The organism is Faecalibacter sp. (assembly GCF_057177045.1).
Genome location: NZ_CM169987.1, coordinates 2,071,207 through 2,083,421 on the forward strand (window position 1 = coordinate 2,071,207; position 12,215 = coordinate 2,083,421).

General features: G+C 33.7%; 11 protein-coding genes. 2 read left to right on the top strand and 9 right to left on the bottom strand.

What is annotated here, in order from left to right; translation table 11 throughout:
* Window positions 1-9: 9 nt before the first annotated feature.
* From AC1QSP_RS09690 to AC1QSP_RS09705, 4 genes are read right to left on the bottom strand one after another with little or no spacing between them, the layout of a single operon-like run.
* Window positions 10-468 (bottom strand): IPExxxVDY family protein, encoded by a 459-nt coding sequence (locus tag AC1QSP_RS09690; protein ID WP_484078521.1) that lies wholly within the window; start codon window positions 466-468, stop codon window positions 10-12.
* 4 nt (window positions 469-472) lie between these two features.
* Window positions 473-1,225: a ribonuclease III family protein gene (locus AC1QSP_RS09695; protein WP_484078522.1), complete on the bottom strand. Its 753-nt coding sequence runs from the start codon at window positions 1,223-1,225 to the stop codon at window positions 473-475.
* Window positions 1,225-2,478, bottom strand: coding sequence for a beta-ketoacyl-ACP synthase II (fabF, locus tag AC1QSP_RS09700; RefSeq protein ID WP_484078523.1), 1,254 nt, complete (start codon window positions 2,476-2,478; stop codon window positions 1,225-1,227). The genes AC1QSP_RS09695 and fabF overlap by 1 nt, the downstream gene beginning before the upstream one ends.
* A 16-nt stretch (window positions 2,479-2,494) precedes the next feature.
* Complete coding sequence (locus AC1QSP_RS09705; RefSeq protein ID WP_019975541.1) at window positions 2,495-2,731, bottom strand: acyl carrier protein; 237 nt, start codon at window positions 2,729-2,731, stop codon at window positions 2,495-2,497.
* 227 nt (window positions 2,732-2,958) lie between these two features.
* On the opposite strand from AC1QSP_RS09705, the gene pckA reads away from it, so the two are divergent.
* Window positions 2,959-4,530 (top strand): phosphoenolpyruvate carboxykinase (ATP), encoded by a 1,572-nt coding sequence (gene pckA, locus AC1QSP_RS09710; protein WP_484078524.1) that lies wholly within the window; start codon window positions 2,959-2,961, stop codon window positions 4,528-4,530.
* Between the two features lie 101 nt (window positions 4,531-4,631).
* Window positions 4,632-5,857 (top strand): IS3 family transposase gene (locus tag AC1QSP_RS09715; protein ID WP_484078525.1). Its coding sequence is split into 2 segments (ribosomal slippage): window positions 4,632-5,015 and window positions 5,018-5,857, totalling 1,224 coding nucleotides; the frame shifts between segments, so codons are not numbered across the junction.
* Between the two features lie 37 nt (window positions 5,858-5,894).
* Here the strand turns inward: AC1QSP_RS09715 and AC1QSP_RS09720 are convergent.
* From AC1QSP_RS09720 to AC1QSP_RS09740, 5 genes are all read right to left on the bottom strand, one after another.
* A complete protein-coding gene (locus AC1QSP_RS09720; RefSeq protein ID WP_484078526.1) occupies window positions 5,895-6,599 on the bottom strand; it encodes a tRNA1(Val) (adenine(37)-N6)-methyltransferase in 705 nt (234 codons plus the stop codon).
* Window positions 6,583-8,004, bottom strand: a complete 1,422-nt coding sequence (locus AC1QSP_RS09725; protein ID WP_484078527.1) for a sensor histidine kinase — start codon at window positions 8,002-8,004, stop codon at window positions 6,583-6,585. The genes AC1QSP_RS09720 and AC1QSP_RS09725 overlap by 17 nt, the downstream gene beginning before the upstream one ends.
* Window positions 8,005-8,063: 59 nt before the next feature.
* On the bottom strand, window positions 8,064-8,651 hold the full coding sequence (locus AC1QSP_RS09730; RefSeq protein WP_322971487.1) for a riboflavin synthase: 588 nt from the start codon (window positions 8,649-8,651) through the stop codon (window positions 8,064-8,066).
* 107 nt (window positions 8,652-8,758) lie between these two features.
* A complete protein-coding gene (glmS, locus tag AC1QSP_RS09735; protein ID WP_322971486.1) occupies window positions 8,759-10,606 on the bottom strand; it encodes a glutamine--fructose-6-phosphate transaminase (isomerizing) in 1,848 nt (615 codons plus the stop codon).
* A 13-nt stretch (window positions 10,607-10,619) separates the two neighbouring features.
* The gene (locus AC1QSP_RS09740; RefSeq protein ID WP_484078528.1) at window positions 10,620-12,203 is read right to left on the bottom strand and encodes a DUF4270 family protein; all 1,584 of its coding nucleotides are present in this window, start codon (window positions 12,201-12,203) and stop codon (window positions 10,620-10,622) included.
* Between the last annotated feature and the right edge of the window lie 12 nt (window positions 12,204-12,215).

The window sequence follows — 12,215 nt, forward strand, 5'->3', positions numbered from 1 at the left end:
TATTTATCGTTAAAATATCAATCGATCAGCATCACTAATCGTATCAATATCATAAACTTCAATATTATTTATAAAATTATTGGTTTTGAAAGGAATAATCAAATTTTCTATATCATCTTCCCATCCTGCTACTTTTAGGATATAATTACATTCCTTATATTTTTGAATTAAAGGAAATTCGGCCTGAAATAGCTGAGATAAATCTACTTCTTTATTTTTAGAAACCACCTGAATAGGGCGATTTTTAATAATATAATATTCGATTTTATTAAATGTATCGAACCAATGGTAAGTAGAAAAAAAGAATTCTTGTTGATTAATCAAGATATCTAAATCTTTGATCCGATGAAAACGGGTATCAAAGGTTTGATTCAAATGATATATAAATTGAAACGAGGATTCAAATGAAGAATGTACTCCTACTAACTGAAAGTCAATAAAATCGTCTAATAAGAGGTATTCTGCCATTCAATTATATATTATCCATTTTTTTCTGTAGCATATAGTAAGCGCGTTTTGATGCACTCTCTTCTGCTTTTTTCTTAGAAGTTCCTCTTCCTTTCGCAATCACTTTATCATTCAAACGGATAACCGAAACAAATACTTGTAGATCTTCCGCATTTTGTTCTTCAAAAGTATTGAATCTCAACGTATTTCTCGTTTTTTGAGACCACTCCAAAATCAATGATTTATGACTGGTAATGGTATGCTCTAAACGATCTAAATCCGCATGAGGATCGATAATTTTGCTTTTGATAAAAGATTCTACGGCTTGGATATCCTTGTCGACATAGATTGCTCCAACTAAGGCTTCTAATAAATCTCCATTCACATCTTCCCCTAAATTGGCGTGGTTATTTTTGGGTTCTAAATGTGTTAATAATCCCAATTGTTTTGAAATGGTATTCAATTGCTTACGTGAAACAATTTTTGAACGCATTTTCGTTAAATAACCTTCTTGTTGATCTGGAGCTTGGTAGTATAAGTGTGTAGCGGCAGAAGCACCAAGTAATGCATCTCCCAAAAATTCTAATCTTTCAAAATTAATACTGTTGCCTTTATCATCTTTTTTCTGTGCAGATCGATGTGTAAATGCTTCTTTAAAAACTTCTACATTGCTTGGATAGTATCCTAAAATCGATCGTAAAAACTCTAATAAAGGTGCGTCATCTGGTGACTCAACTCGTTTTTTTTTAAAAGAAAATAATTTTTGAAGAAAAAACATTACTTATACTTCTTGAATATCACACATGCATTGTGTCCACCGAATCCAAATGTGTTACTTAAAGCGTAGTTAACTACTCTTTCTTTTGCCACATTGAATGTGTAATCAATTTTTGGATCAAGATTTTCATCATCCGTAAAGTGATTAATGGTTGGAGGTACAATGTCGTTTTTAACCGCACTAATCGCTGCAATAGCTTCTATGATTCCAGCTGCACCTAAAAGGTGACCTGTCATCGATTTAGTCGAGTTAATTTGAATATTGTAGGCATGATCACCAAATAATTTAGTGATTGCTTTTGATTCTGCGATGTCTCCTAATGGAGTTGATGTTCCGTGCATATTGATGTGATCAATATCTTCCAGACGAATATTTGCATCATCTAATGCATTTTTCATCACATTAAATGCTCCTAATCCTTCTGGATGTGGTGCAGTTAAGTGGTGAGCATCAGCAGAAAGTCCACCTCCTACTAATTCAGCATAAATTTTTGCTCCACGCGCAACGGCATGTTCATATTCTTCTAAGATGATACATCCTCCACCTTCTCCCATGATAAAACCATCACGGTCTTTATCAAATGGACGAGATGCTGTTTTTGGATCATCATTACGTGTCGATAATGCATGTAAAGCATTAAATCCACCCATACTTGATTCAGTTACTGCAGCTTCCGAACCACCTGTAACGATTGCATTAGCTTTTCCTAATTGGATTAACATAAATGCATCGATAATGGCATTCGTTGAAGAAGCACATGCTGAAACAGTTGTATAGTTAGGCCCCATAAAACCATATTCCATCGAAATATGCCCTGGAGTAATATCTGCAATCATTTTTGGGATGAAGAATGGATTGAAACGTGGTGTTCCATTCCCGGTTGCGTAGCTTGTAACCTCTTCTTCGAATGTTTTAATTCCTCCGATACCAGAACCCCAAATTACACCTATACGCTCTTTGTTTACGTTGGCATCGTCTAAAATACCACTGTCTTTCACAGCTTCTCTAGCAGCAACTATTCCTAATTGTGCACAACGGTCTAACTTACGTGCTTCTTTACGATCAAAGTGATCTTCGATGTTGAAGTTTTTCACTTCACACGCAAATTGTGTTTTAAATTGAGAAGCATCAAATAGCGTAATAGGCGCAGCGCCACTTACACCATTTTTTAACGCTTCCCAGTATTCGTGGTAAGTGTTTCCAATTGGTGTAAGAGCGCCTAAACCTGTTACTACTACTCTTTTTAATTCCATATAGAATAAGGAACTATTACTTGTTTAAGTCTTCGATGTATTTAACAGCTTGACCTACAGTAGAGATTTTCTCAGCTTGATCGTCTGGAATTTGAATATCAAATTCTTTTTCGAACTCCATGATTAATTCAACTGTATCTAATGAATCAGCTCCTAAATCGTTAGTGAAGCTTGCTTCTAGAGTTACTTCGCTTTCGTCAACTCCTAATTTATCTACGATAATCGCTTTCACTCTTGATGTAATGTCAGACATAATATTCTAATTTTAATTGTTGTAAACTACTGCAAAAATAGAAAACTTAAATGATATGCAAGTTTTTTTTTATATGCATGCATAAGAACCATTAAATATAGCATAATTTTAAGATTACGAAATCGTTTAAGTAAATGACATAAATCAAAATTTAAGTGCTATATTTTTTTTAAATTTGTCGCGTATTTATACATAAAAATAAAAAAAACTATAATAAAATCACAAAAATGAGCGTAGAATTGGCAAAATACGGAATTTTAAATTCCACGATACACTATCAATTAAGCCCAGAAGAATTAACTACGAAAATGGTTGAAACTGGTCAGGGTGAAATTACTACATCTGGCGCTGTTAATATTTTAACAGGAGAGTTTACAGGTAGATCACCTAAAGACCGCTTTATCGTAAAAGACGATATTACGGAAGAAACCGTATGGTGGGATGGTAACATTAATATTCCTTTCGATTCTGAAAAATTTGATGCTTTATACGACAAAGTCGTTGCTCATTTAAGCGGAAAAGACATCTATGTTCGTGATGCTTTTGCTTGTGCTGATGATCGCTTCAAAACGAAAATTAGAGCTATAACTGAAACTCCAGGTGCAAACTTATTTATCTATAATATGTTTATTCGTCCTACAGAGGAAGAATTAAAATCATTTGGAGATTCTGAATGGACAATTATTAATGCTCCAACTTTTGTGGCTGATCCTGCTACAGATGGAACGAGACAACATAATTTCTCTATCTTAAACTTTAAACGTAAAATCGTTTTAAACGGTGGTACAGGATACACTGGGGAAATGAAAAAAGGGATTTTCTCAGCGTTAAACTTTATTTTACCTGTAGAGAAAAATACTTTACCAATGCATTGTTCTGCTAATTCTGGTGAAAACGGAGATACAGCAATGTTCTTTGGTTTATCAGGAACTGGTAAAACGACTTTATCTGCGGATAAAAATCGTCGTTTAATTGGTGATGACGAACACGGTTGGACAGATGACAATACGGTATTCAACTTTGAAGGTGGGTGTTATGCTAAAGTAATTAACTTATCAGCTGAAGGAGAGCCAGAAATCTATGGAGCAATTAAAGAAGGTGCTTTATTAGAAAATGTAGGTTACTTTGAAGGTACAAAAGAAGTTGATTTCGCAAATACTGATATTACAGAAAATACACGTGTTTCTTACCCGATTGATTTCATCGAAAATATCGCTGAACCTTCATTAGGTACAAACCCTAAAAATATTTTCTTTTTATCATTTGATGCCTATGGAGTTTTCCCTCCAATTGCAAAATTAAATCCAGATCAAGCCGCTTACTTATTTATCTCTGGATACACATCAAAAGTTGCGGGAACTGAAGCAGGTGTTACAGAACCTCAAACAACATTCTCTTCTTGTTTTGGTGCTCCATTTATGCCATTACATCCAACGAAGTATGCTGAAATGTTAAGCGACAAAGTGGAGAAAACAGGGGTGAACGTTTGGTTAATCAACACGGGATGGAATGGACAGAAAAAACGTATGTCTTTAAAAGATACTCGTGCGGTAATTAACGCTGCATTAAGAGGAGATTTAGACAACGTAGAATACAAAAAAGATCCATATTTCGGATTTGAAGTACCAGTTGCTATCGAAGGAGTAGATGCTGAAAAATTAAATCCAGCAACATCATTCGATACGCCTGAAGCTTACGAAAACAACGCCAAAGAATTAGCAGGTAAATTTAAAGCAAACTTCGAGAAATTTGCGGAATTTGCAACTCCAGAATTATTATCTGGTGGACCATTAATCTAATTCGATTAATCTCATATCACAAAAAAGTCCTTTCTACAGAAAGGACTTTTTTTATTACATTGTCCCGTCCTGAAATAAGTTGACACTAAAATCAACTTATTATGAAATCATCAGATTTAGAGAGAAAAAAGCGAACACAGCGCGATTATACCTTGGGCTTTAAATTAGCCGTTGTTTCTCAAGTAGAAAAAGGCGACTTTACTTACAAACAAGCTCAAAAATGCTATGGAATACAAGGAAAAAGTACAGTTTTGGTTTGGCTAAGAAAATATGGCAACTTAGATTGGAGCAAACCAATTATTTATACTATGTCAAAATCAGAAGAAACTCCAGCGCAAAAAATTAAACGGTTAGAACAAGAATTGGTTGACGAAAAGCTAAGAGTCAAAATTCTTAACACAATGATTGATATAGCCGATGAACAGCTTGGTACACAAATCAGAAAAAAGTACAATACCCAACAATCCTCAAACTCCAAAAACAAGAAATAACTATTTCTTGCTCATGTCGATTGCTTGGGTTAAGTCGCCAAAGTTTCTATGCGGCATTAAAGCGTCATTCTATTCGAGAATCAGAGCTTTTACACGTTAAAAAATTAGTTCTGGAAGTTCGAATGAAATTACCACGATTAGGAACTCGAAAGCTTTACTATATTCTGAGTGAACAACTAAAAGAGCTTAACATCAAGATAGGTCGAGATGCTTTGTTTGATTATCTGAGAAGAGAAAATTTACTCATAAAACCTAAAAAACAATATACAAGAACCACATTCTCTAAACATTGGTTAAGGAAACATCCTAATTTATACAAAGAAATAGAGGTAAATAAACCGGAACAGGTTTTTGTGAGTGATATAACATATGTAAAAACCAAGCAAGCTGTTTGTTATCTTTCTTTGGTAACAGATGCCTATAGTCGAAAAATAATGGGTTATTCTGTAAGTGAAAATATGAATGCAGAAAATGTATCTATAGCGCTAAAAATGGCTATTAAAAATAGAGTAAATAATGAGAAATTAATCCATCATTCGGATAGAGGATTGCAATATTGTTCGGAATATTATCAGGCAATTTTAAAACAAAATCAGATTATACCATCGATGACTGATGGCTATGATTGTTATCAAAATGCTTTAGCGCAAAGAATTAATGGGATATTGAAACAAGAATTTTTAATCGAAAAAACTAAAGATCTCACTGAATTAACCAAAATGGTAGAACAAAGTGTGTATCTTTATAATAAGACACGTCCTCATTTGAGTCTCAATATGCAGACCCCTGAAATGAGACACAAAATATCCGAAGAAATAAAATCTCTTCGGATATAAATATTGTTTAATAACTGTCAATCTATTTTAGGACTAGTCACATTTTTAAATAAAAATCTTTGGTCAGTTGGATATAATCCTCTGTATACTGATGACGATCCACTTCTATAATTAAAGTTGAAATCATCGGACCTGTAGGGTGAAATCCAAGCTCAATCATACTACGTTTATAAGGAGCATTTGCGTTTCCTTTAATGTGAACCAATCGTTGAGGAAATAAATTTAAACCTTTGGCAATTATTACAAACTGCTCTTCCAAATCAAATGGTATAATAAACGATGCTCTTCCATTTTCTGCTAATAATTCCTTCGTTTTCTTTAATAGTTGATCAAATGTAAGGGTCTCTTGTTGTCGAGCCGTTTTACGAGCATCCAACTCCACTCTTTCATTGTTTACGAAAAATGGAGGATTACTCACAATCAAATCGTATTTCTTCATCGTTTGATACGATTGAATAGGCATTTGATAAACTGCTAAACGATCAGTATATTTTGAGTTTAAGAAGTTTTCATTGGTTTGATTGAATGCAGATTCATCTAATTCAACTGCATCAATTAGAGCCTCTGTAAAACGTTGTGCAAGCATAAGACTGATTAGACCTGTCCCGGATCCGATATCTAAGACATGTTTTCCTTGTTTCAATTCAGCCCAAGCACCTAATAAAACCCCATCTGTTCCTACTTTCATTGCTGTTTGATCTTGATAAATCTCAAACTGCTTAAACCTAAACGACTTTCTCATCCTTTCTAAATGGAAATTTTATAATAAATTTTGATCCAACATCCACGGTACTATCAAATTCAATTGACCCATTATAATCTTCAATAATCTTTTTTACCATTGATAATCCAATTCCAGAACCACTGGATTTTGTTGTGAAGCGTGGCTTAAAAATTTCTTGTTTTTCATCATCTGAAATTCCTTTTCCATTATCTTCAATAATAATCATGATATGATTTTCAACTAATGAAACGTCAACAGATATGATTGCTGTACGATTCATAGGAATAGACTGAAATGCATTCTTTACAATATTGGTCACAATACGATTCAGATACTGTTTATCGAACATCGTATTGATTTGAGGTCGCGAAAATGTGTAAGTAATATATTGCATTGGAAAAATCTCCAACGTATTTTTAATCACCTCTACAATGTCGATTAGCTCATCTTTACGGTTTGGCATTTTAGCAAAATCAGAAAATGCATCGGCAATGGATTCAATGGTTTCAATCTGCTGCATTAGAATTGCAGAAGTACGTTTTGTTCGCGCTGTTAACTCAGTATCATCCGATTCGAATTTTCGCATATAATTCTGAATCATCAACTTCATCGGTGTCAATGGATTTTTAATCTCATGTGCCACTTGTCGCGCAAATTCTCTCCATGCTTCTTCCCTTTCTATCGTTGCTAATTGTTCCGATTGAGCTTTTAGTTTAATCAACATCTCATTATAGGCGTCGACCAACACACGAATTTCATCCTCACGATCGTACTGAATGGGAATATTATTCGAAATCACTTCTGTTTCTTTAATTCGTTCTGCAAAAGAACTTAACTTATTAAAGGTATTATTACTTACCACATAAATCATAATTGCTCCAAGAAGAAGAATAAACATAAAAGCAACCCCATAGCTTCCCATCAAAGTAAACATATCATCTTGTAAGAAGACATCATTGGTTTCGTAAGGCAAGTTGACAATCGCTAAATTTTCAGAAGCAAAAACATCTTTAACATAGCTGTATGAAGCATAATAGGAACGGTCTTTATCTTTTTCCTGAATCGATTCTTTATAATAACCATTCTTATTTAAACTGTCTAATATAAATTGGGGTAAAACAGGATAACGAGGCGACTCGCCTAAAGTAGTCATTCTCAAGTTTCCACGATAATCGTATAAAACGATATCCAACTTGTTAATATCCGAAATTTCTAGCATACGCTCTCCGATAATCGGGATAACATTGTCTTTATTAATCCCATCCGAAATCGAATAAGAATCCAACAAATAGTCAATCGACGTAAGAACCGCCTTCTCTTTACGATTTAAAATATCTTCGTGATATTTTTTAGTTTGATCGTTAAAGTGACGATTGGTAATAAGTAAAATAAGAACAGCCGTAGTTAATAACACTGCTATCATGTACAATGTTATCTTTATCGGAATCGAATTAAAATTTATACGAAATCGAGAAGACATTCTTATTTATGCATTAATCTTTTGATGTACTTTCCTAAAATATCAAATTCTAAATTTACAGTATCTCCTTCAGCTAACTGATGTAAATTCGTAAACTCCCAAGTATAAGGAATGATTGCAACAGAGAATTCTCCTACTGAACTATCCAAAACAGTTAAACTAATTCCGTTTAAACAAATTGAACCTTTTTCTACAGTTACGTTACCATACAATTCTTCATTATAATTGACCGTGATTACATAACTTCCATCGCTGTTTACAATGCTTTTTACAATACCCGTCTGATCCACATGACCTTGAACAATATGACCATCGATACGTCCATTGAATTGTAAACAACGTTCTAAATTGATTAAATCACCTACTCTAAGATCTCCTAAATTGGTTTTATTTAATGTTTCTTGAATGGCTGTAACTTTGTATTGATCTTCTCGAAAATCTACCACAGTAAGGCATACTCCATTGTGTGCTACACTTTGATCAATTTTTAACTCTGCTGTAAAATCAGATTGAATCCAAAAGTGAATATTGGATTGATCTTGTTCAATGGCAATTACTTTCCCTGTACCTTCTACTATTCCTGTAAACATGAATTTATCGTCTTTTGTAAAGTTTAAATATAATCTTAAATCTTTGTAATTTGAATAAAAAAGGATAGCAAAATGCTATCCTTTATTGATTTATAAATGTTAAAATATTATTCAACAGTTACTGATTTTGCTAAGTTACGTGGTTGATCCACATTTTTACCTAGCTTCACTGCAATCCAGTATGATAATAATTGTAACGGAATCGCTGTAAGAATTGGAGAGAATTCCTCTGCCGTTTCTGGGATTACGACAACATCATCTGCCATTGCTGTTACTTGCTCATCCCCTTCGTTTACAATTGCAATAACTTTTGCCGAACGTGACTTGATTTCTTGGATGTTAGAAACCACTTTTTCGTAATATCCTTTTTTCGTTGCAATAACGATAACAGGCATATTCTCATCTAATAAAGCGATTGGTCCATGTTTCATCTCAGCAGCTGGGTAACCTTCTGCATGGATATAAGAAATCTCTTTTAATTTTAATGCTCCTTCTAAAGCCGATGGATAATTGTATCCACGACCTAAATAAATTGCATTTCGGTTGTCTTTGTATTTTTCTGCAATAGCATCTACAACCCCTTCACAATTGTCTAAAATTTGTTGAACTAAATCAGGAATACGTTCTAATTCGCGAGTTAATAAGTTGAATTTCTCCGCTGATAATTCTCCGTTATGTTTTCCTAATTTTAATGCAATTAAAGCTAAAATTGTTAATTGAGCAGTGAAAGCTTTAGTAGAAGCAACTCCAATCTCTGGTCCTGCATGTGTATATGCACCTGCATCTGTAATACGAGCGATAGAAGATCCTACCACGTTATTAATACCAAAGATAAAAGCACCTTTTTCTTTCGCTAATTTTAATGCTGCTAAAGTATCAGCCGTTTCTCCCGATTGAGAAATAGCGATTACAATATCACTTTTCTTAATGATTGGGTTACGGTAACGGAATTCTGAAGCATATTCCACTTCTACAGGAATACGAGCAAAATCCTCAATCATATACTCAGCCACTAAACCTGCATGGTAAGATGTTCCACAAGCAACGATAATGATTCGTTTTGCTTTTAAGAATTTCTCTTGATTATCCCAAATTCCGGCCATTTTAATAACACCTTCATTTACCAATAATCGTCCACGCATTGTATCACGAATAGATCGAGGTTGTTCATTAATTTCTTTTAACATGAAATTATCGTATCCACCTTTTTCAATCGCTTCGATATTTAATTGTAATTCTTGTACATCTAATGGAACAGGCTCATTATTTTGAATTGTTCTGATATCAACTTCCTCACCTAAGCGAATAGTAGCCATATCACCATCTTCTAAATAAATCGCGTCTTTTGTAAACTCGATAAATGGAGAAGCATCCGATGCAACAAAAAATTCGTTTTCACCAATACCAATAGCTAATGGACTTCCTAAACGTCCTACTACAAAAGTATCAGGGTCTTCTTTATCTAATACAGCGATGGCATATGCTCCAATAACTTCATTTAAAGCCATACGAACAGCGTCCGTTAAATTTAAGTTGTGCTCTTCTTGAAATAATTGAATGAAGTTAACTAAAACTTCTGTATCCGTATCGCTATGGAATGTATATCCTTTATCAGTTAATAACTGCTTAATTGACTCATAGTTTTCAATGATTCCATTGTGAACAATCACTAAACGACCATTGTTAGATAAATGTGGATGCGAGTTTACATCATTTGGAACACCGTGAGTTGCCCAACGAGTGTGACCAATACCAATATTTGGCGTTTTATCTAATCCTGAAGCTTTATCCTCTAAGTCAACAACTTTACCTTTGGTTTTCACCAACTGAAATCCTTGATTCGTAGATAATACAAGTCCTGCACTATCATAGCCTCTATATTCAAGTCTTTTTAATCCGTTAACGATAATAGGGTAAGCCTCTCTGTGCCCTATATAACCTACAATACCACACATATTAAGTAGCTATTTATTTTTTTGTATAATAAACTTTAAGTTTCAATTTTTTCGCTTCATCCTGAATATTATTACCATGTAAAACTACGCGGTAAGGGTTAGCTACAGTGTTTCTGTAGAAAGGACTTGTCGAGAATATTGTTGATGTATCACTAGTTCCCATTAAGAAATTTCCTAATGCAACAATCATTTCTTGATCTTCGAATTCTTCATTCTGCTCTAGCATTTTTTTGAAGTGTTTCGTAATATCAATGGTATAGTAATTATTACTTCCAATCATTGGGTTAAAGTGAACATTGTTTGGATAAGAATTATAAAATTCTAATACATCTGCAAACAATTCATCAACTACTTTACCCTCTTTTTTATAATTATTCCAAGCCATGATAAATCCTGGTTTTGGTAAATTATAAGCGTTATCGATATGGAATTCTAATTTTGCTCCAATAAATGTTAAGCCTTCTGCTTCTTTTTTGGTTCTTAAAGCATTCAACTGATCTTGAACCAATTTCACATGAACACGTGTTCCGTCAGCTCCATTCAAGTATAATTTACTTTCTCCTTCTGTTTTATTTGGAGAAGTATAATTTCTAACGAAATCTGCCCCTTGATTTGAGTTAATAAAATGATTCACTTGAACATTTGATCCCGAAGTAGCATTCCATAAGTTATAAAAATTGAATGCAATACTTGAAGAATTTCTCTCAGCATCATCCGTAGATCCATCATTCGAATAATACATTCTCATTTGGATATCGTTTGGATTAAATGCAAATAAGAAACCATTATTTTCTTCTACTGAAAATTGAAAACCTTGAATCACACGACGAATGAATGTAGCATAGTCATCTAACATTCCTGTCTTCTCGTTATCAATAATTTTTTCTTTGAAGTAGTTTTTGTCTAAATTAATTTTATAACCAATTGGCTCTTCATAAATATTACTTGATGAAGATTTTTGTTTAATCGTAATGTTTTGCACACGACCACCAACTGAGGCAGATCCTAAAACTGTAGAATTTACAGCAATTTGATCTTCACCTAAATTGTTATTCGAATAATAGGCTTTATCCGTATATAAAACCGTGCTAATATCTTTGACATTCAACGTCATCGTTGCATTTCTATTTCCATAAATAGAATCTACACGGTAACTTTTACGAATTAAGATGGTATCAGAATCTTCAGGTTTTATCCCTGGTTTCGATAAGTTAAGTGTATCAACACGTACCGAATCAGATGTACTATTATAATACACCGGAATAAATAATTGTACTGAATCGACTGATGGATTTTTCCCAAATGATGGAGAAAGTGAAGTTAAACGTAACTGTGAAATAAAACTCGCTTGTGTACGTCCAAAAACAGGTTCTTCATATGCACCAAGAAGTGCATTTTGTAAAAATCGCTGATCAGAACGAATCGAATCAAAACGAGAATTATAAGCGATTACGTCCAATGAATCTACATAACCTGATGCATCTCCACCGACTAATCCTCCTCCTAATCCTATCGGGTCTTCGTTACAAGAGACTACTGAAGTACCAACTGTAAGCGTAAGTACGGACGCGACAAGGATATTAAAAATTTTTTTCATTTGTAATTTAGA

Bases quoted from the DNA above. Each gene is read 5' to 3' on its own strand.
- AC1QSP_RS09695 (WP_484078522.1), bottom strand. From the start codon at position 1,225: ATGTTTTTTCTTCAAAAATTATTTTCTTTTAAAAAAAAACGAGTTGAG.
- AC1QSP_RS09740 (WP_484078528.1), bottom strand. From the start codon at position 12,203: ATGAAAAAAATTTTTAATATCCTTGTCGCGTCCGTACTTACGCTTACA.
- AC1QSP_RS09730 (WP_322971487.1), bottom strand. From the start codon at position 8,651: ATGTTTACAGGAATAGTAGAAGGTACAGGGAAAGTAATTGCCATTGAA.
- fabF (WP_484078523.1), bottom strand. From the start codon at position 2,478: ATGGAATTAAAAAGAGTAGTAGTAACAGGTTTAGGCGCTCTTACACCA.
- AC1QSP_RS09720 (WP_484078526.1), bottom strand. From the start codon at position 6,599: ATGAGAAAGTCGTTTAGGTTTAAGCAGTTTGAGATTTATCAAGATCAA.
- AC1QSP_RS09705 (WP_019975541.1), bottom strand. From the start codon at position 2,731: ATGTCTGACATTACATCAAGAGTGAAAGCGATTATCGTAGATAAATTA.
- AC1QSP_RS09690 (WP_484078521.1), bottom strand. From the start codon at position 468: ATGGCAGAATACCTCTTATTAGACGATTTTATTGACTTTCAGTTAGTA.
- pckA (WP_484078524.1), top strand. From the start codon at position 2,959: ATGAGCGTAGAATTGGCAAAATACGGAATTTTAAATTCCACGATACAC.
- AC1QSP_RS09725 (WP_484078527.1), bottom strand. From the start codon at position 8,004: ATGATAGCAGTGTTATTAACTACGGCTGTTCTTATTTTACTTATTACC.
- glmS (WP_322971486.1), bottom strand. From the start codon at position 10,606: ATGTGTGGTATTGTAGGTTATATAGGGCACAGAGAGGCTTACCCTATT.